The 19,991-nt window shown below is 51.0% G+C and carries 23 protein-coding genes; 8 read left to right on the top strand and 15 right to left on the bottom strand.

Translation table 11 applies throughout. From position 1 onward, the window contains the following. Positions 1 to 12 precede the first annotated feature (12 nt). From ACN0YN_RS21720 to ACN0YN_RS21695, 6 genes are all read right to left on the bottom strand, one after another. A complete protein-coding gene (locus tag ACN0YN_RS21720) occupies positions 13 to 522 on the bottom strand; it encodes a hypothetical protein (RefSeq protein ID WP_417387122.1) in 510 nt (169 codons plus the stop codon). 86 nt (positions 523 to 608) lie between these two features. Beyond that, positions 609 to 1,136, bottom strand: coding sequence for a hypothetical protein (locus ACN0YN_RS21715; protein WP_417387121.1), 528 nt, complete (start codon positions 1,134 to 1,136; stop codon positions 609 to 611). Positions 1,137 to 1,360: 224 nt separating this feature from the next. After that, complete coding sequence (locus tag ACN0YN_RS21710) at positions 1,361 to 2,509, bottom strand: polysaccharide lyase 6 family protein (RefSeq protein WP_417387120.1); 1,149 nt, start codon at positions 2,507 to 2,509, stop codon at positions 1,361 to 1,363. A gap of 93 nt (positions 2,510 to 2,602) precedes the next feature. Continuing rightward, positions 2,603 to 3,022, bottom strand: a complete 420-nt coding sequence (locus ACN0YN_RS21705) for a hypothetical protein (RefSeq protein ID WP_417387119.1) — start codon at positions 3,020 to 3,022, stop codon at positions 2,603 to 2,605. Positions 3,023 to 3,360: 338 nt separating this feature from the next. Then, positions 3,361 to 3,720 (bottom strand): hypothetical protein, encoded by a 360-nt coding sequence (locus ACN0YN_RS21700; RefSeq protein ID WP_417387118.1) that lies wholly within the window; start codon positions 3,718 to 3,720, stop codon positions 3,361 to 3,363. A 41-nt stretch (positions 3,721 to 3,761) separates the two neighbouring features. Beyond that, on the bottom strand, positions 3,762 to 4,241 hold the full coding sequence (locus tag ACN0YN_RS21695) for a TIGR03067 domain-containing protein (protein WP_417387117.1): 480 nt from the start codon (positions 4,239 to 4,241) through the stop codon (positions 3,762 to 3,764). A gap of 245 nt (positions 4,242 to 4,486) precedes the next feature. Here ACN0YN_RS21695 and ACN0YN_RS21690 point away from each other — a divergent pair, with 245 nt between their 5' ends. From ACN0YN_RS21690 to ACN0YN_RS21675, 4 genes are all read left to right on the top strand, one after another. Continuing rightward, positions 4,487 to 6,337, top strand: a complete 1,851-nt coding sequence (locus ACN0YN_RS21690) for a glycerophosphodiester phosphodiesterase (RefSeq protein ID WP_417387116.1) — start codon at positions 4,487 to 4,489, stop codon at positions 6,335 to 6,337. A gap of 33 nt (positions 6,338 to 6,370) precedes the next feature. Then, positions 6,371 to 6,694, top strand: a complete 324-nt coding sequence (locus tag ACN0YN_RS21685) for a hypothetical protein (RefSeq protein WP_417387115.1) — start codon at positions 6,371 to 6,373, stop codon at positions 6,692 to 6,694. 76 nt (positions 6,695 to 6,770) lie between these two features. Next, positions 6,771 to 7,715 (top strand): endonuclease/exonuclease/phosphatase family protein, encoded by a 945-nt coding sequence (locus tag ACN0YN_RS21680; protein ID WP_417387114.1) that lies wholly within the window; start codon positions 6,771 to 6,773, stop codon positions 7,713 to 7,715. A gap of 223 nt (positions 7,716 to 7,938) precedes the next feature. After that, complete coding sequence (locus tag ACN0YN_RS21675; protein ID WP_417387113.1) at positions 7,939 to 8,265, top strand: hypothetical protein; 327 nt, start codon at positions 7,939 to 7,941, stop codon at positions 8,263 to 8,265. Between the two features lie 46 nt (positions 8,266 to 8,311). Here the strand turns inward: ACN0YN_RS21675 and map are convergent, their stop codons facing one another. The 6 genes from map to ACN0YN_RS21645 all read right to left on the bottom strand — a co-directional run bounded on the left by map (position 8,312) and on the right by ACN0YN_RS21645 (position 12,895). After that, complete coding sequence (map, locus tag ACN0YN_RS21670; RefSeq protein ID WP_417387112.1) at positions 8,312 to 9,058, bottom strand: type I methionyl aminopeptidase; 747 nt, start codon at positions 9,056 to 9,058, stop codon at positions 8,312 to 8,314. A gap of 61 nt (positions 9,059 to 9,119) precedes the next feature. Beyond that, positions 9,120 to 9,554 carry a VOC family protein gene (locus ACN0YN_RS21665; protein WP_417387111.1) on the bottom strand — a complete coding sequence of 145 codons (435 nt, stop codon included), beginning with the start codon at positions 9,552 to 9,554 and terminating at the stop codon, positions 9,120 to 9,122. Between the two features lie 98 nt (positions 9,555 to 9,652). After that, positions 9,653 to 10,045, bottom strand: a complete 393-nt coding sequence (locus tag ACN0YN_RS21660; RefSeq protein WP_417387110.1) for a hypothetical protein — start codon at positions 10,043 to 10,045, stop codon at positions 9,653 to 9,655. Positions 10,046 to 10,142: 97 nt separating this feature from the next. Next, entirely contained in the window at positions 10,143 to 10,511 is a 369-nt protein-coding gene (locus ACN0YN_RS21655; RefSeq protein WP_417387109.1) for a potassium channel family protein, read from the bottom strand. A gap of 253 nt (positions 10,512 to 10,764) precedes the next feature. Continuing rightward, positions 10,765 to 11,469 (bottom strand): hypothetical protein, encoded by a 705-nt coding sequence (locus ACN0YN_RS21650; protein ID WP_417387108.1) that lies wholly within the window; start codon positions 11,467 to 11,469, stop codon positions 10,765 to 10,767. A 76-nt stretch (positions 11,470 to 11,545) separates the two neighbouring features. Further along, a complete protein-coding gene (locus ACN0YN_RS21645) occupies positions 11,546 to 12,895 on the bottom strand; it encodes a DUF1501 domain-containing protein (protein ID WP_417387107.1) in 1,350 nt (449 codons plus the stop codon). Between the two features lie 236 nt (positions 12,896 to 13,131). Between ACN0YN_RS21645 and ACN0YN_RS21640 the strand changes: the two genes are divergently transcribed. Both ACN0YN_RS21640 and ACN0YN_RS21635 read left to right on the top strand, forming a co-directional pair. After that, a complete protein-coding gene (locus ACN0YN_RS21640; protein WP_417387106.1) occupies positions 13,132 to 13,287 on the top strand; it encodes a hypothetical protein in 156 nt (51 codons plus the stop codon). A 27-nt stretch (positions 13,288 to 13,314) separates the two neighbouring features. Next, positions 13,315 to 13,764 (top strand): hypothetical protein, encoded by a 450-nt coding sequence (locus tag ACN0YN_RS21635; protein ID WP_417387105.1) that lies wholly within the window; start codon positions 13,315 to 13,317, stop codon positions 13,762 to 13,764. Between the two features lie 25 nt (positions 13,765 to 13,789). Here the strand turns inward: ACN0YN_RS21635 and ACN0YN_RS21630 are convergent, their stop codons facing one another. After that, complete coding sequence (locus ACN0YN_RS21630) at positions 13,790 to 15,334, bottom strand: sulfatase family protein (RefSeq protein ID WP_417387104.1); 1,545 nt, start codon at positions 15,332 to 15,334, stop codon at positions 13,790 to 13,792. A gap of 257 nt (positions 15,335 to 15,591) precedes the next feature. Between ACN0YN_RS21630 and ACN0YN_RS21625 the strand changes: the two genes are divergently transcribed. Further along, positions 15,592 to 16,797, top strand: a complete 1,206-nt coding sequence (locus tag ACN0YN_RS21625) for a hypothetical protein (RefSeq protein WP_417387103.1) — start codon at positions 15,592 to 15,594, stop codon at positions 16,795 to 16,797. A gap of 21 nt (positions 16,798 to 16,818) precedes the next feature. Beyond that, entirely contained in the window at positions 16,819 to 17,277 is a 459-nt protein-coding gene (locus ACN0YN_RS21620) for an NADAR family protein (RefSeq protein ID WP_417387102.1), read from the top strand. A 71-nt stretch (positions 17,278 to 17,348) separates the two neighbouring features. Here the strand turns inward: ACN0YN_RS21620 and ACN0YN_RS21615 are convergent, their stop codons facing one another. Together ACN0YN_RS21615 and ACN0YN_RS21610 are read right to left on the bottom strand one after the other, a co-directional pair. Further along, positions 17,349 to 17,939, bottom strand: coding sequence for a hypothetical protein (locus tag ACN0YN_RS21615; protein WP_417387101.1), 591 nt, complete (start codon positions 17,937 to 17,939; stop codon positions 17,349 to 17,351). Between the two features lie 90 nt (positions 17,940 to 18,029). Next, positions 18,030 to 19,787: a hypothetical protein gene (locus tag ACN0YN_RS21610; protein WP_417387100.1), complete on the bottom strand. Its 1,758-nt coding sequence runs from the start codon at positions 19,785 to 19,787 to the stop codon at positions 18,030 to 18,032. Positions 19,788 to 19,991: the final 204 nt, after the last annotated feature.

Raw genomic sequence — 19,991 nt, 5'->3', positions numbered from 1 at the left:
GACCAAGCTGTTTTAAGAGTTGCTTTCTGTCATGATTCGCTGATCCGGCCAGTCTGGGAATGCTGGCTTTTGAGGAAATCTGTTGATCAGACTTGCAGCCAGCAGAAAGCCATCATTGGTCAGTCGACATGACGTGAATGTGGGATGGGCGGGCAGCGTGAAATTTCCATTCCCCTCGATTAACCCCGGATGCTTCTGCAGCAGTTGAATCAAGACCTGGTAACGGTTGGCGATTTCTTCCGTCAGTTCCCCCTCCGCAGTATACAGCTTCTGCAGACCAGAACGACGCGCAAAACGCCGGACGCATTCTTCGGCAGTCAACTCTCCAGAATAAAAGAGCGAGAGTGTCAAAATCTGATCCGTATTCGAAGTCCAGGTCTCGTCATCCGGACTACCACCACGGAAATAAGCTGCGAGGATCAGCGCTTTTTCAATTGATGTGAGATGCATATGCTGGCTTACAATCTTGTCATTCGCAGGGTCACGGTCATCTGTGAGCAGATGATGGACTCTCGGAGTCACCTTAGATTTTTGATTCAATGTCGCATTCGACTGAACAGCTGCTTTTTCAATCGGTCATGAAAAACGATCGTAACGAAATACAAACATTAATAAATGAGACCATCTTTACCCTCAATTTCCCAGTCATCACTCGTTTTTTTCAGTCGATAGATATACGTACTGCTGATGCCTTTCTTCTTCAGCATGGAAGCCTGGAAACGGGCAGAGTTATCCTCATAGTCCTTAAATTCAATGATATAGAGTCTGCCTGGCTGATTGTTTTCTGCTAAAACGAATGCGGGTTCCCCTTGTCGTAATCTTTTGGAAGTTTCATCGATCTCCCCTTTACCGACCATTGCTGTTGTGGGGTAGGCATTGATCCCCTGTTTTTTAATTCTTTTCAGAATGGATTCTCGAAACGGAATGAACTTTCCCTTGTCGTCGCCATGGGTAAAGAAACAGGGTTCCCCTGTTGTGAGTTCGTCCTGCTTAAGCATATCCAGTGTGACGGTGACGCAGAGTTCGGTCAGCACTGCTTTTTCAGCCTGCGTATACTCGCGTTGCGGTTGCTGCTCCTGGTTCAGGAGCGCGATCGAAACCAGAACCAGATATCCCGTCGTCTTGACCCAAAACATTTTGAAGCCTCTTACTTCTGGTTTGAAATACCATAAGGGATGAAAGTCACATGCTTTAGATAAAATATCCAGCAGTCGAAGCATCCGGGAACAGTATCGGGGCCGGTTTGTGCTGCTGTTTGTACCCCGAAAGAGACACGATCGTCAACCAGAATTTGTACCGGATCTGCCAGCAAGATGTGGTGATCTACGTCAATTCTGCTGGCCGATTCACGAATCGCAGCCTATTTTGCAAAAGCATCAGGGCCGACGTCAGCGGGTTTCAATCGCTTGAGTTGTGGCTTACCCGTGCGACGGGTGTTTTTGATCGTGATATTCACCGGCAGCAGTGTGCGCGAACGGCTACCCAGACCGTGCCCCTGCACGATTTCTTCTCCTGCGTTATCGATCAGCGTGTTACCTTCGATGAGAACATTCTGGACCTGTGCATGTTGATTTAACTTCGGGTCCACAACACCGGCACTAAGGGCAATCGCGCCGTCGATCCGGACCCCTACCCCTTCAATGTGATTGCCGATGATCTGATGTCCTGTGCCGACAACGCGAATGCCGCCCGAATGGCGTTCGCCGTCACCCAGAATCAGATTTTCGCGGACGATGCAGTTATTGCCGTGCCGCAACGTCAGAGCACCCGCGCAGCCGACAATGGTATTCCGTTCGTAAATGTTATCGCACGACTTGTTGGAAATGAGTTCCACCTCGCCGTCACAGTTTTCGAACAGGTTCTCAGCAACGACACATTGCGCCGATTTCATCGAAGTTTCACTGGTGCCAATCCGCAGTGTTTCAAAGCCGTTACCGTTCCCCCGGGCACGATTCAGAAAATGATTGCGTTCAATGCGGTGCCGTCCCACTTCACCGTCTTCGTCGAGCCAGACAACCAGAGTGGTGCCGGAATGCTTCTGACCTTCGAATCGGCAATGATCCACGCGATGATGATGGCCGTAAAGACTGAGCCACTGGTACCGGGTCTCGATGTTTTCAGGATTATAGTTTTCGATGATACAGCGGGTCACCCGGTTGTGTGCCCCCCGCACACGGATGACATGCCCCGTCTTCAGACTGCCGTTCCGAAAGGTGAAGCCGTCAAGAACCACATATTCACCGAGCAGATTCAGCTCCGATGCGCCGGTGAACGCAACCTGCGACTGCACGGTGATCGGCTTTTCTTTCGTTCCCTGAAGATAGAGTTTGATTTCCACATCGGACCAGTCAGCACCGATAATCTGAATCACATCCCCCGGCTTCGCCGACTTCATGGCGGTTTGCAACGCGGCTGGTGTTTCGACTCGAAATTCTTCCGCAGTCGCAAAGCCAGGCAAGGCTGTCAGAAGGAGGAGAACCGTTAATAACACACTATGTTGTTTTTGCATTGGTACATGTTTCTGATTGAGGAATACGCTTTATCAATTCAGGTGAGACAATCAAAGCCCTCACGCAGCAGTCTGTGGAACAACGTTTAAACGTCACTCATAGATTTGACCACAATAATTGAAATCTTTCATCTGCTCCCAGGTTACGCTGGAAATTTCAAATATTGAATGAGGCATGTCTTCAGCATTGATTGACTGAATAGAACCATCTTCGGATACTACGCCAACCTGACCGGGAACGTAATCGCGATCGGAATCGTCGTCCGGCTCCCATCCACCGAAAGAACCTTCCATCGCACACTCAAGATACTGTATCGGCTCAAAATTAAACCAGGTCGAATCCCGCGGTGACGAGACTCCAAAGGATCGCATCTCATTTTTCAGAGTGCCACATTCATCCATCTCCCGGAGATCAACGATCTGGTGAATCATCGCATTACGCCAGCCAACGTACCCATTTAGATCTTCTGAAAGTTGATCGTATTGATCACGCCACCTGTCATCGAAAGACATTGGTTTTTCAGTAAATCCGGATGAAATCAAATCGAAAAGTTCAGACAACGACAGCACGTCATGTTGGCAGAAGGCAGCCGACCGACTGAGTACAGCAAGCAGATATAATTCAAGTGGAAGATCACACTTCTCGTGTTCTTTTGAAAGGAGATTGACGGCAAGATAGAGATCACGGTTTGTTTGCAGTTGTAGAGTCATCTGTACGATTTCCAGTCAATCCTCTTTCAGAAATTACCCGTTGAACTTCAGAATTAAATACGGGGTATTTTGGACATTTGAGAGTTATTGGATGATCCTCATTCAATACACAGGAGATCATATCAACACGGTAATTATTTTCAGAGACGAAAATCAGAGTACGCAAAATATCGGGCGACCGCATAAATCACCAGGGAAGTACCAATTCCGAGTGAGATCGTAAACTCCGGTTTGGAAAACAACAGCACGAAAGACCAGGGGGGGAGCGTGATACATCCGCCAATAAACGGGGACAGAAATCCAAAATAAACGGCAAGGGGAAGCATATATTCCAGGCGATAGTACAACAAAGACATCGGCACCCAGATCGCCAGAGAGGCACCTGCCACAATCACAACCAGCCAATTATCGAGAGCCTGAAAATCAGAAAGGTACCAGAGACCAAATACACCCGATGCGGACGCGATCAGGACGGTAATCAATGCCAGCTTGATATTCATGGTTCCTCTCCTGTTCTCTCCAGTACCAGATAGAAGTTTTACTACTCCGACTTGACTCTCTCAAATGTCACCAGAATCTGCTGGTTCGCAGCGGTTGAGCTAAATTCAGTCGGACGGGTGTGACCGGCTTGCGCAAAGCAGAGTTTGCGGGTATTCTTCTCCAGTTTGTAGATACCCGGTATCGCTTTATCCTGATTTGGTCCCGTGGTCGATTTAATGTCGATCGCTTTCGGACTTTGTGTCGGGTCAAGAGTCGTCGTCCCCTGTCCGATTTCATTCCCCTCAGAACGCAGGACCCACGATCCATCGACGCCGTTCATGACCGTGATCTTCTTTGCTTCGGTTTCACTTGACTTCACGCCATTGACCTCAAGCGAAACAACTCTCCACGTACCGGCAATCTGCTGGCGGTCTTTTTTGATAGCTGCCTCTTTCGCATCATCGGCAGAAGCAATCGAAAGCATCGACGATAAGAGCATAAATACTACAGCCAACGAAATTCTGAATTGAGCGCGTTTCATGATCTCCCCCTGTTCAATAACGTAAACGGTTGATATTCAAACCTGACTTACTCTCTGATTTTAAACATGCCTTGATCGACCGACAACGTTATTCATGTGAAACTGAAGTTGCTTTCTGTCATTATTTCTTTCCTTTACAGAATGTTTACTGGTAAGCTGTGAGAGTGATCCCCGTTGTGGTCCGCTGATCGGTCAAACCACGACACGCTGGACCCCGTCACTTCAATCACAGACAGGAAGCAGTCATGTCTCCCGCTCAAACCGTTCGACAGATTGCAGAAATCTTGAAGCCAGTCTGGCAGTCCCTGGTCGCCACTGATCTGCTTTACAAACTGCTGGCATTCATCCTGCTGACACCACTCTTCGCGGCACTGTTTCATATCTTGCTGGCGGTAGCCGGTCAGAGTGTTCTCTCAGACGTCGACATCGCCCTGTTTTTTGCCGGCCCCTTTGGCTGGTGCTGCGTGATTCTGCTGGGGGCCGTCTGGCTGTCGATCCTCGCGTTGGAACAATCATCGCTCCTGGTGATCCTGGCGGCGAAATCCAGAGGACAGAAGATCGGGGCGATTGGCTCGCTCCGCTTTGCCGCCAGTCAGGCACCACGCATTCTCCGCGTCACCGCTAAAATGATCGGCTGGTGTCTGCTGATTCTGGCGCCGTTTCTACTGATTGCAGGTGCCGTCTATCTCTGGCTGCTGGGGGAGTATGACATCAACTATTATCTCAGTGAGCGCCCCGCCGAATTCAAAACCGCTGTTGGCCTGGGTGTCGTTCTGGTGCTGACCCTGACGGGTATCCTGCTGCGACTCTTTTCCGGCTGGTTCCTGGCGCTCCCCCTGATCCTGTTTGATCAGGTTCATCCTCAAGCAGGACTACAGGCCAGTCAGAAACTGATTTCCGGTCAGCGCCGTCAGGTTCTGATCTGGCTGATCACCTGGCTGTGCGTTGTGATACTGTTAAATCTGATCCTGGTGGTATTCGTCGGCATCGCCGGTCGTTTTCTGATTCCCGCGTCGGCTGGCTCACTTCTGGTAATGGCCACCCGCGTCGGCCTGATGTTGTTCGTTCTCTTCATTTCAGGACTCATCCTGAACCTGTTTGCCACCATTGCCTTCGCTGGACTACTGTTTCACGGATACTTAAAGTTGAATCCCCAGGCAAACGGCGCAATTGAATCAACGCCAACAGAACCCCTGCAAAATGCCAGCCCGATTTTGACTCGTTCACGCCTGGCAGCCGCCGCTGTCATCGGCGTCCTTGTCGCGGCTCTGATTGGTTATACATCACTGCAGTCACTGGAGATCAAAGAAGACCCGCAGATCATGGCTCACCGTGGTGCCTCCAAAGCAGCGCCCGAGAACTCTATGGTAGCCTTTCAACAGGCCATTGAGGACAAAGCCGACTGGATTGAACTCGACGTGCAGGAAACTTCAGATGGAAAAGTCGTTGTGGTCCACGACAGCGATTTCATGAAACTCGCAGGTAATCCACTCAAAGTCTGGGATGCAGCCTTCGATGATCTGACCGACGTCGACATTGGCAGTTCGTTCGATCCGAGTTTTTCCGACGAACGTGTCCCTACGCTTGCGGAAGTTCTGCAACTCTGTAAAGACAAAGTGGGCGTCATTATCGAACTAAAATATTACGGCCACGACCAACAGCTGGAACAGCGGGTGGCCGACATCGTCGAAGCCGCTGGCATGGCAGACCAGGTCATGGTCATGTCGCTCAAACCGGAAGGAATCGCAAAAATGAAAGCACTGCGACCGGAATGGAAATGCGGCCTGCTGCTTTCGGTGCACGTGGGAAACCTCAAAAAGATTCCAGCCGACTTCCTGGCCGTGAATGCCAAATTTGCCACGCGTAACTTTGTCAACCGCGCCCACCAGGCCGACAAACCCGTTTACGTCTGGACGGTCGACGATCCAGCCATGATGTCACAAATGATGAACCGGGGCGTTGATGGCATTCTGACCAATGTCCCGGCCCTCGCGAAGCAGGTACTCAGCGAACGCGCAGAGATGACCACCTCAGAACGCCTGCTCGCTGAACTGGCCCTGCTGTTCAACCAGCCTCAGACAGAAATGGAACAATGAGACTACTAAAACCCGATAGGAACGACAATCACAGTGAATAAGCCAGATGAGTATCACGAACCATTGACGAGCGAGGCGATCGCAGCATTAAGTGAAGAAGTTTCTGGACTGATTACATCTTGCCGGGGACTCTTTGACAAGGATGAACTCGCGGGAGTCGATCATTACTTAAATCATAATGAGCCTGAAATGGCGTTTGAAGGATTAATCATAGAACTGATCCAGGCCAATCGAGTTCCAGATGATTTCGATATCGCTCAGTGGAAAAGAGTTGCACAAACGGCAGGCTTACCTGCTGGCGGTGTGTTTGATGAAAACATCTGGGATAAATTTTGTGACTGGCTTGAAGCGCAGTGATTTTAGATTCAGACTTAATTTAAATCAGCTGACTCAACTATCTGAACTTTTCAGAAAACACTGAAAGTACTCACCTATGCAGAGAATCCCCCGCCGTCTGAGAATATGCAGTATTATATTAATCGTATCCGCATGGATCTGCCAGGTTTCATCAGGCCAGGAACCAGCACCTTCTAAAGCTCTCGACCGTCCACTACGGGTTCTGACGGCGAATATCTGGAACTATGCGGAACCATACGAGACTCGCATGCAGATGCTGCGCGAGCAGATCGTCGCTTTACAACCTGATCTAATCAGCTTCCAGGAGGCTGGCTGGACGCCCGGCGCAGCACACCAGGTGAAACAGTTGCTGCAGGGCTTGAACTACCATATCGAACATGAATCCGACGGAAGTGATTCCCGGGAACGCCGCCTGCTGGATGTCGCAGTCGCATCCCGCTGGCCTTTGAAACGTAAAGCATTTCAGAAACTGCCCGGCAGCGGGAAAGCCCTGGCGGTGGAAATCGCAGCACCACAGCCCATTGGACCGTTACTGTTTGTCTCCACATTCGGAACAGCCCGCTGGCAGTTTGACCGGGAACTCCACCGCGAACGCGATGCGGTGGCCCTGGACCGGTTCCTGCGTGAAATCAGCGATCCGAAAGGCTTCCCCCCGATTATCGCAGGCGACTTCGACGCCACGCCCGACTCCGCCAGTATTCGGTTTCTCACCGGACGCCAGAGTCTAGAAGGACGCAGCACACATTATTACGACGCCTGGGAAGCGGCGGGCAACCGGGACACGGGCGACACCTGGTCCACACGGAATCACTACGCGAAAAAGACCACCGCACAGTTCTGGCATCTCACCGACCATCACCGCCGCATCGATTACATCTTCATCGGTTCGCCACATCATTATCGCGGTTATGCACGCGTGACTTCCGCACGCGTCGTCCTCAATCAACCCAGTGGCACAGACTGGCCCAGCGACCATTTCGGCGTCCTGGCAGAGATTGCTGTGTCACCAGAGGGGCAGTAAAGGTACAGGCATCGAATAATTGAAATATACGCTTAACGTATTTTTAATGAGCCAGAACCAGCATCATTTTTCCGTGGTCATTACAATTACTGATTAATACGATCCTTTTTTATTTGTGGAACTCCCTCAGTACAAAGAGATCGAATAACCGGAATTCGTTAATCTAAATAAAAATCAACCGATGATTTCATTTCATATGAACAAGTGAGGTTCCAGTTTAACCATGCGTTGGCATCTGATCGCCGGAGTCGTGACTTCCCTGTTCGGCCTGTTTTTAATCGCGGGCGGCCTGATGATGCTCGGCTCGCTGGTGTACTACAACCTCAAATACGGGCCCATTGAATACAGTCACGGTGAATACACGGCCCTCGACAGCGTCGCCCTCACCTGGAAAAACATATTGCGAGGCAGTGCCTCTCTGCTCACAGGCATTGGAATCTGCATCGCTGGAGTCTGCTGGCTGAAACAGAAAAACCGCTATGGGCTCATCCTGTTTGTGATTACAATGGTTGTGTCAGCGATCGCGAGAGCTGCCGTTCGAGAAATGTAAGGTCATCCGCCTGCATGCGAGAGTGTTGAGAGACTTCTCGAGCGTTTCAGACAACCGTCAACAGGATTGGCTTCCCCTTTGTAATAACCATGGTATGCTCAAACTGCGCTGATAAATTTCCCGGTTCCCCGGTAAGAGTCCAGCCATCACTGCCTTCCGAAACGATTCTGCTTTTCGTTGACAAAAAAGGCTCAATGGTAATTACAAGCCCTTCATGTAGAATTCGCCGATCTCCCGGCACGTAATAACCGGGGATCTCACCTGGCTCCTCGTGCAGACTGCGCCCGACTCCGTGGCTGCAGAGATTTTGAATGATCCGGAAACCGGTCTGCCGCGCAACCTTCTGAATGGATTTCCCAATCTCATTCAGCGGACGATCTGCCCTCGCCACGTGACAGGCTTCGGTTAATGCCAGCTGTGTCGAAGCGATCAGTTTGTCTTTGATGAAATTCCCCGGAGGAACAACGAAAGTTCCACCAGTATCAGCAAAATAACCATTCTTTTCAGCAGAGACATCAATGTTGACGACATCGCCTGGTTGAATCACCCGGTCACCCGGAATTCCGTGAGCGGCTTCTTCATTGATGCTGATACAGGTATAGCCTGGAAAATTGTAAGTAATTTTCGGCGCTGATCGGGCACCGTAAGATTCCAGCAACGATTTCCCTACCAGATCAAGCTCACCGGTGGTCATTCCCGGCTCTGTCTTCTCTATCATTCCCTGCAGTGTGACCGCGACTATTCTTCCTATTTTTTTAAGTTCGCTCAGGTCTTCAGCGGTTTCGATTGTCACAGGCTCAACTCCTCATTCATAATTTACCGGTCGTTTGATGAAGTAGGTTATCAGAAAGACTTCAGGTCGCAAACAGCTGCGTTTCGATATCTTTGAACGCTTTGAACTCCAGTGCATTGCCGCTGGGGTCCAGAAAAAACATCGTCGCCTGCTCGCCCGGCTGACCGATAAAGCGGATGTAGGGTTCGATGACAAATTCTACCTTCTGTTCGCGCAACCGATCCGCCAGGGAATTCCAGCGATCCATCGTCAACACCACACCAAAGTGAGGGACGGGCACGCCGTGACCGTCAACAGGATTCGCGTGCGAGGAGATTTTCCCCTCGGGTCCCAGCGCCGGATTCAGATGACACACGACCTGATGCCCAAAGAAATTGAAGTCCACCCAGGTCTCGGCACTGCGGCCTTCAGGACAACCGAGCAGCCCCCCATAAAAGGCTCTGGCTTCAGCAATGTCACGCACCTGAAACGCAAGATGAAACGGATCGACTGGCATAATTGGCTCAACTGTATTTTGAAGGAATAGAAAACCGGCCACTGCAATCTAACAGTCCGCCACAGAGCAGGCAACTGGTAACGCACAAATGTGATTCATCAAGCTTGGTAAATCAGCTTCATTAATCGCAGTGCTTCCGCTTCCTCATTTCGATCATTATCAAAACCATAAGCCTTCATCCATTTTTGCATGAATTCCGTCGCTTCGACTCGCAGAGCACCACACTGCACTTCCAGTTCTCTACTGTAAAGAAGGAAATCCTGGCTCCCTGTTTTTTTACAGTATAATTTCTCAAATGAAACTCTTGGGAGAATCTGTATTGACCGGCACATCACACAGATCACAAATCGGTCTGTTTCATTCTCTGCACAAATCTTAAGCAGCAAAGTTGCATGCGATTGAAAAAATCCCAGAACCGAAATCTCACCCCCAGTCGCAAGCAGTAATTCTTTCTCCAGCTCAGTGGATATCCAACCATTTGCAAATGTCATTTGGCATCTCATTTATAAATGTAGCTGACTACCAATCAAATCATCCACTTCAAATGGATACAATCGACGCTATTATTTGCACCAGACAGGTTCAATCTTAAGAAGACGACTCTTCACTTTCGATTTCGAAATGCCGCACCGCGGTATCATTGAGCGCACGCGTGGCGATGGCCACCGTCAGGCCTGCGACCAGCATACCGACCAGACCAATGCCAATACTCACAATTCTCCCGATCACCGTTTCAGGAGTTATATCACCATAGCCGATCGTCAATCCGGTGATGCAGGTAAAGTAGATCGCATCTCCGAATTCGATATTCTCATATCGCCAGATCAGGATTGCTCCCAGTAAGAGAATCAGCAGCAACGCAAAAAAGATTTCCTGAATGTAAGAGGCATAACGCCTGAAAGCAGAGAGAAATTCGAGAAACAGAGGCAGACGTTTTTCGAGCAGATGTCGTAACATGGGTCACTTTTCACTTTGTAAAATATGAGAAAGAGAATCAGAGAAAGGAAATCACTGTCTCTGATTAGAGCGAATTTGATCTGGATTAAGGCACGTAGAAAAGTAATCTACTCACTCAAAGCTCAGAAAATTATAGTGATAAAAAGACCGAAAACAAACAACGAGAGCATACCACAATTAACCAGAGCATCGTTCAAACTAATATACTCGTCCCCAATGGCCTGGGAGATGCTGCAGTAAAACTGGGCACAATCTAGTCTTTCTCACTTCGCAGGAGCTTATCGTTGAGTTCATCCAGGAATTCATATAGTTTTTTTGCAAGCTGACCCGAGTACTCTTGCCCACCCGCTTTATGAATACACCTGACACAAAAGAATTTGTCTTTCAGTGCATGATGCTGACATCCCTGGAACAGACAGACTTGAGAGGAAAGGCCTACATCCTCTTCTGTCTTCCGAAACTCCTCTTCCATCAACACCAGATGCTCGCGCTTCGCTTCGATAATCGCCTCATTCCGCCTCTCCCGGATGGCATCAGGAACCTGCTCGTTACACCAGCGAATCCATATGTCATCCTCTTCTCGCTTCTCATTTCGATGAGAACATTCATTTAACAGTTCATCGAGAGTTGTTCGACGGAAATCTCTCGACCGATTCTGTCTGACATGTGTAATAAATTCTTCGGGTAACCTGATATCGTGACTGCGAAGATAATGCGACAGACTGGATGGCCAATACCATTCACCATCAGTTAAATCACAGTTTCCCATCACAGCCCCTCCGGCACCACACTGGAATCGGCACCAGCTATAGCCACGATACACGAGGTAAGTGACCCCTCGATCGAGATAGGCGGCGACCATTTCCTTGTCGGCAGGATCCATCCCCCCGACAAAGAGCTGCGGAGGTTGATATTGATCATCCAGATTTTCAATCCAGAAACCAATTTTTTTCAGCATCAGGCTCACCTCATGAACTGTCGGATAATAGTATCTGTATTACCTGATACTCGATTCTGATTACTCACCAACAAGGTCAGGCAAACAGTTCAGAGACCGCTTCGCCATCATCGAGCAAGGGGAGTGGACGATCCAGTCGATCCTGGAGCATCACCTTCTGCGGATCAATGCCCAGATGTCGATAGATGGTAGCAGCGACGTCCTGCGGACTGATGGGACGTTCTACCACGGTTTCCCCATACCGGCTGGAACGGCCGATGACCTGTCCCATCTTCATCCCGCCACACCCCATCAGCACACTGAAGGTTCTCCCCCAGTGATCGCGGCCTGCGTGGATATTCATGCGGGGCGTCCGACCGAATTCGCCCATCGCCACAACCAGCGTTTTTTCATATAAACCACGATCCATCAGGTCGCGGATCAGCCCGGCAATCGCCGCATCGAGAGGCGGAATCAGTTTGCGGGCCCCTTCTTCGGTTTTATAACGTCCCGCAGAACCGTGATGATCCCAGGGAACACAGTTGACCGTCACGAAGGTCACCCCATGCTCAATCAACCGCCGCGCCAGCAAGGCACTCTGACCGAACGTGTGTCTGCCGTAACTGTCGCGCAGGGCATCAGGTTCTGACGAAATATCAAATGCAGAGCGAACCCCTTTTGAGTTCAGCAGTTCAAACGCCTTCTGCTGATGTTCGTCCACATCCAGAATCATTTTCTCATGCGCATGAGGCAGCCTGTCGAGTGAACCCAGCAGTTGTCGACGATTCTGCAGTCGATCAAACGTCAGGCCTTTTGTTAACGTCAGATTCTGCACGCTGAAGCTGCTGGTATTGGGATCGGAATTCACGATGAACGGATTGCTGCCGCCCCCGATGTAGGAGGAATAGTGAAACAGATTATCGGTCCCCCCCTTCAAGTGAGGCACTCCCACATAGGGGGGCATCCCCGCCTGGTTCGCACCGCGTAAAAAGGAAGCCGCCGAGCCCATCGACGGACGGCGCTGTACACGATTATCGGGCGCATTGAAGGCGGGCCCCTCAAAGCCGGTCAGCATCCAGTGATTCCCTTTGGTATGATCTCCCGAACCATGATTCACGGTTCGCAGCACCGCCAGATGTTCTGCCAGCTTCGCCTGTTCGGGCATCAGTTCACCGAACCGGACGTCGGACAGACTCGTGGCAATCGACTGAAACGGCCCGCGATAGTCCGCGGGGGCATCCGGCTTGGGATCCCAGGTCTCCATATGCCCGGGGCCACCACTCAACCAGAACAGAATGACGTTCGTATCCTGCTGCTTCGCGGAAATCGATGCTTCGGCCTTCAGCTTCATCAGATCAGCCAGCCCCAGGCCTCCTGCCCCCAGCAGACCTGCCTGCACGAAATTGCGGCGGGGCACGCCTGAGCAATCTGATATGTTTCGATCCATAAGGTTTCCAGCGGATAAGGTCAGCAGGTGAGGAAATGTCAGACGAGTTCAGACAATCGAATCAACACATCGAAAGACGTTGATATTATCATAAAATAAACAACACAGGTCAAGAACGGGGTGACAACTGCGGCCTGCAGTTGGTGACAGTCAGCCACTCATAATGATGATGCGAAAAGTTCTGGCTGCCGAAATTCACTTGAGATATAATCTGGATTGGTATTACAGGAACGGTCATGCTGAAAGAAAGTTCAAATACTGTCATGCCAAACAATCAAAACTTTTTACAATGGGCCTGGAATAATGAACCCTGGTTATTAGTGTTGATTGCCATGATGTTCTGGGGCATGATCACCAGCTTCTGCTGGATTGCCCACAGGATTCGCCAGTAACACACACTACCAGCAGGATGGGATACGATGATCAATCGAGATGCCCTGCGGCATTTTCTGGCCACGCTCGCGTATCGTGGAACCAACGTCCTGCAGAACCTGTCAGTTGAAATCGCTACATTTCGTCCTGCGAAATCGGTGCGCACGCCCGTGGAAATCCTGAATCACATCAATGGTGTGCTGACCTATGCCGTTTCCTTTTTTACACCGCTCACATCGACACGCCCGGAACCAGCCGACTGGAACATCGAAGTAGAACGCTTTTTCCAGGTTCTCACCAGACTGGATCAGCTGCTGGCAGAGGATGTCCCCTTAAAGGAAGTCAGTGAAGAACAACTGCTCCAGGGACCGCTGGCCGACGCGATGCTGCACCTGGGACAAATCGGAATTTTCCGCCGGATGGGAGGTTCACCGGTCGCCGCCGAGAACTACGTGCAGGCCGATATCCAGATCGGAAAACTGCGCAGACCCGATTGATAGCACACTGTCCTCTGACAGTTCATCATTCACTTTGACTCCGACCTGCCTTCACATACTGTTTCAAAATCGCATGCATCTGTTTGACTTTCTCGGGATGTTTATCAGCAACGTCAGTCGACTCTGCAATATCCTTGTCCAGATCATACAGTTGATATTTCACCGGAACACGCGGATCCAGAACTTCTTCCACCGTTTTCGGTCCTTTCATGATCAGTTTGAACGGTCCCTGGCGAACAGCGAAGTGGCCGTTGTGGTGATTGTGGATGATCGCTTTGTGAAAGGAAACGGGCCGCGATGCACCCGTTAATGCCGGGTAGAAACTGACACCGTCTTCTGCAGTCTTATTGTCTATCTTGACGTTCAACATCTCTGCCAGTGTAGGCAGAACATCGTTGAACACAATCGTTGTCGCACACGCTTCCCCTGGTTTGATTTTCGCAGGCCAGCGGACGATAAACGGTACCCGGTGCCCCCCTTCTTCGAGGCCCCCCTTCCAGCCGCTGCAGTCGCCGGTACTGTCGTGTCCATAAATCTGTGTATCCCCCCGCACCCAGCGCTGCGGATACCCGCGTGTCCGATCAACGGGTCCGTTATCGCTGGTGAAGAAAACCAAAGTGTTGTCTGCAATGCCCAGGTCTTTGAGATTCTGCAGCAGCCGTCCCACATGAAAATCGAGTTCGACGACGAAATCGCCATACGTCCCCGCCTGACTCTTGCCGACAAATTCCTCGTTGGGAACAATCGGATTGTGAGGCGTCGTCATCGCATAATACAGGAAGAAGGGCTGATCGGGTTTTACGCGGACCGCAGTCTCGACGAACTCACACGCCTTGTTCGAAAGGGTTGGCACCAGGCGATCCATCGTATATCCCTCAGCAATGATGTTATCGTCCCGGCCATACCATTCGCTGTACTTCTCCTTTGCCTCGGCGGTCGTCAGCGTGGGGATCACAGCCGCCCGATTATTCACGATGAACGTCGACGGATTCATTTCCGCGGAACCGGCGGTGGCGAAAGAGTAAGCGAAACCATAATCGTTGATCCCCTTCAGGACCGGCGATGCGAAGTCGATGTTTTTGAAGTTCTGGTAATTGGGATCGACGCGAATCTGTTCCCGCTCACTTTCGTCGTGCAGTTTCCAGTCAATCCCCTGATGCCATTTCCCCACCAGCCCGGTCTGATAACCGGCGTCCTGCATCAGATTCGCAATCGTCCTGCGTCCCGGTTCAATCAACGTGCCGGCAAAGTTAGCGAGATTGCCCCCCGATCCCAGTCGCGTCCGCCACATGTAGCGACCGGTAAGCAGGCCATAGCGGGAAGGCACACAATACGATCCCGCGGCATGCGCGTCTGTAAACACCAGCCCCTGCCGCGCGAGCTTGTCCAAGTTCGGAGTCGGTATGCGGCTCTGTCTGTTAAGTGCAGTGACGTCGCCGTACCCCATGTCATCAGCAAGAATGACAATCACATTGGGTCGCGCCGACTGATCGGCCGCGGATACTGCAGGCGATGCAGAGAGTAACAGCAGCATGAAACTGCAAACCAGAGTGATGAAAAGCCTTCGCATGGTGTATTCCTCAGCAGCACACCCGTAACAGGTATGAAACACGTTTATAAACTCTATTTATAAACTACAAGATGCGAAGGCGGATTGGAATCTTTAAAGTCTCCTGCACCTTCATTTCCTGATCACTTCAAATCAAAAGAACTGAGAATTTATCTCATATTTTTAGAAAACCAGTTGCCTTAGTGTCATTACAACACTACTATAGGTGTATATTCAACACTAACGATCAGAACAGTGTTCAACAGGGGAGAAGTGCCATGATCAGTATTAAAACGGTTCGGCAGGGGGAACGGGCTGCAGTCTGGGACTACAGAGGGCGGGTGGAATATATCGATGGGCCGCGGCGTCTGATTCTGTTTCGTAAGACAATTGAACCGCTGCGACAGTATTGTGCGGGCGCGGATGAGTATCTTTCCATTGAATTTGTTGATGGACACTGCGAACACCAGCGCGGGCCGACCTCGGTCTGGTATGATCCGGTCAGACATATATCGATTGATGTCAAAAACGCACTGGAACTGGATTCCCATGAAGCGATCGTGGTCTATCGGAGGATCGGGGATGAAGTTCAGAGGCGTGTGGAACGGGGTCCCATGCTGTTTGTTCCCGACGAAAATGAATGGCTGCATGACTTTCGCTGGCACGGGGCTGATCCCCAGACGCCTGCGCATAAGGTGCCCCGGGGATTGAATTTTAACAAGCTGCGGGTGATTCCCGATCAGACCTATTACCTGGTCGACGACGTGCGGACTGCCGATGATGCGTTGCTGACCGTCAAGCTGATGATCTTTTTTGAACTGGCGGACATTGAAAAAATGCTGGACCAGACCCACGATCCAATTGCCGACTTCATTAATGCCGTCACAGCCGACGTGGTCGATTTCGCCGGGACGCGTTCCTTCGAAGCGTTCAAGCAGGATACCGAGCAGTTGAACGAACTGGAGTCTTACCAGAACCTGACAGCACGGGCCGCCCGGATTGGCTACCAGATCAATAAGGTTGTGTATCGCGGTTACACGGCGGGCGAGACATTGCAGGCAATGCACGACAGTGCGATCGAAGCCCGGACACGGCTCAAACTGGACGCCGAGACCGAAATTCAGGCTCAGGAGCTGGCGGATGTCCAACTGGCGCGGGAAGCGATCCGGGCCGAAAAACGGCAGGAGATGGAATCGAAACAAACCGAACACGACATTCATCTGCAGCGACTGCAGCACGATGAGCAGATCCACCAGCAGGAAGAGTTACAGCTCGCCGACGAAGAGACCCGACGCCGCGTCAATCAGATCGAGCTGGCACATCAGCAGGCAAAGAATGAAGAACAGGGCCGCTATCTGGCAGCGATGCGCGAAATGCAGATCGACCTGACCCGGTATCTGGTCGCCCAGTACCAGAACCCGGACCGTTTAATTCGGATCAGCGGCGATCATGACGCCAGCCTGCATTTGCATGAAGATAATTAGTAAATCTGAAAAGGAACTTTCATGACTATCTATTTTTATTCGACGAAAGAAGCCTACGGTGAGTTTTCGAACTTCAAAGCGTATCCTTTCGAACTGAAGGGGAAGACCTGGCGAACTGTGGAGCACTATTTCCAGGCACAGAAATTCGCAGGAACGGAGCACGAAGAAGAATTACGTGAGACTCCCAGCCCGATGGTCGTCGCGCGAAAAGGACGTTCGCGAAAGCGACCACTGCGAAAAGACTGGGAAGAAGTAAAAGACCAGATTATGCGAGAAGCAGTATATGCAAAGTTTGAACAACATGCGGAACTTGAAGAAATGTTGTTGAACACAGGAGACAATGAGATCGTGGAACAGACAACGCGCGACTACTACTGGGGCTGCGGCTCAGAAGGCACCGGAAAAAACATGCTGGGGATCATTCTCATGGAAGCACGGGAACGTTTGCGAAACCGTCGAACGGCAGAAACGAAAGAATAGAAACCAGCTTATTAATACAGATCCCAAGGAGCTCATAGAGACGAAGGCAGTCTCGCCGAAACAAACCCTCGTTATGTTTTGCAAGACCAGGCTGTTCGCGAATGCTCGATAATCTCAAGCTTCGTCAAGTGTGGTCCGCCACGCAACGTTGTTACCGGTTGACCGCTTTTGAGCCAAATTACAGCGCCATTGCCTGTTGTTTCTTTCGGATTGTAGATTGAGGGAAACCAGCCAGAGATTGTGCTACGTATGGAAGCATCGTTTTCATTGAGCAGGAAGAATGATGGACTGAACTCCTGGAGTCTGGGAATTGCTTCTCTGATAATCAACTCGTTTCGTTTCGAGTACACTGACCTGGGAACAAACAACATCGCAATCACATACTGTGATTCTTCGAGTTCTGACAGACTCGAATAGATACTGAAGCGATCTGACAGATTCCGTTGATCGAGAGAAGATCCACGACAATGGGGACAGCGAAGGAACCAGGTCTGTATCCCCGCAGGTTCTTGTTCGACACACCGATCACATGACTCGCACCCACAATCTTTGCAGGCAAACAGACGATCCTCGCCAGCGCGTTGTAGATCGCCGTAGGGGGCATCGCATTGCTCACACTGTTGTCTGGACATGTCGATCAGATCCTCGGTGTCTTCTGCCATTCAGGTTCTGAACTATACAACAAATAGATTCAATGAGGGCAGGTCTGAAATCATCCAGACCTGCCCCTTTTTCAAGTTCAAGTTAAATAATTAAACCTCATCACCAGGAGAATCCTCCGCTGGCGGCGGCAGCAACTCCTCTTCCGGCGGTTTCTCTTTCCAGAAGGTCATCCAGGCATATTCGGGCAGCCAGCGGGCTTTGTGGGCGCTGATCAGGAAGGCGATTAACAAGGCCCCCACCGACCAGACAAACGCAACCACCGCTTCACGGCTGAGATATTGAACCGCCAGGCGAAACGCATAGGTGGCGCTGGTATAAAGCAGAACACTCAGCGTCGCGGCGAACGAATACGTAAACCAGCGATTGGCACAGAGTCGCGCAATCAGCAGGCAGCCCACCGCCCACATCGCGACATAAGAGAGTCGCCAGGTCAACGGGATTTCCATGGCACGCTCATTCAGAATCACAACAACCGCGACCAGGGGAACCAGCAGCGCACTGACACACTGCAGGACACGACTGAAATCATCGTGAAACGTCAGTCCCAGTATGAGCAACGAAAACCACAACAGATGAAAACAGGTCGTGAACCGGTACTCAAACAGAATCGTGTCCGGAATCACCAGCCAGATTCCCGCGATCGCCGCCAGAATGCCAACGGTACAGAAGCCAGAAGAACGTCTTTTGATCCCCAGCATCAGCAGCAGAATCCCATCCAGAAGCAACGGCCAGGCAGTCGGCTCGATCAGCGTTCGCGAACCCAGCGTCTGCGGCCCGACGATCGAAAGGAGCGCCACGGCTCCCAGCCCGGCGGTGAATGCGCCCGGTACACGTCGCACCGCTGCCAGCAGATAAAAGCCGATTAACAACCAGACGGTCAGCCAGACCGGTCCGCCCAGCACGTCCGTCACCTTGAAAAGAAAACCGGTGTGAACCCGCCCCGTTGACGCCGGCATCGCCAGCAGAAGCAGTAACGGCGAAAAGCGGATCACGCCCGCCTGAAAGACTTTATTCTTCGTGACCAGTCCCCCTTCCAGCAACAGCAGGAGCAGGACAAAGCCGAGCGGAATCAGAAAATAGAAACCCCACAACGTATCAAAGGAAATCAGTCGCGGGCCGCTTCCCGAGGTAATCCACATCGGACCGGCCGGCCCGAAGGTAAGACACAACGCAAAGGAACGCAGACTGATACAGGCGGCAAACATGCCGAACGGAATCCAGGGAAACAACGGCCAGCCCCAGGGAGTCCCGTTTCCTTTAACATACGACACGCCTCCGCGGACGGCAGGCAGCAGGAACAAAAACAGAATCGAGCCGACAACTGGAAACAGAAACAGCGTCCATTCGAGTTCCTCCGCAGAACGCGGATGCATTTCCGGAGAACACCACCAGGGTGCAAAATAAAACAGTGCCAGAAACAGATGGTAGGGAATCCGATAGCGGGCCCCCAGGCGAATGCCGGTTCCCCACAATACGGCTTCGGAGACAACCGCCGAAAACAGAAAGCCGCCAATCATTAACAGCATTCCCTGATCGGGAGTAATCCGGGAGAACAGATCGTCCATACTGACCGAGACCCCCAGGAACAACAGCAGCAACAGCAGCAGAATCGAGCGGGCATCCTCCCAGACCTTGCCCCAGCGCACGATCAGCACACCAATTCCCGCCAGCAGCAGCGTGTACCCGGCGAGCACTCCCATCATCACCCAGCAGTTGATGGAACCAATCTCAATGGTTCCATAAGCAGACCGCACGGCGAACAACATCAATACCGCACTAATGACATAGAACGGATTGTGGTTGTAGAGGTAACTCAAGACCGAGCGGTGAGAAGCAGACGCAGACATGACAGCCTCCTCTCAACAAGAAATGAAAAAAAATAAAAGCCCCAAGAACAGGGGATAAAAAGACAGGTTCACTTCTATTGAAACTGCAGTATACCAGAATTGTTTAAACGGTTATACAAAATTCTGGCTTGCAGTCCGTTTTCGGCTTCGCAGGAACAAAGTGATTGACAGGCTGAATTCCCTCTGAATTTTCTCTTGTATCTC

The sequence above is a fragment of the Gimesia sp. genome (assembly GCF_048260065.1).
Lineage (GTDB): Bacteria > Planctomycetota > Planctomycetia > Planctomycetales > Planctomycetaceae > Gimesia.
Note: the sequence above shows the minus strand (reverse complement) of the source record. Positions and strands in the feature narration are given on the sequence as shown.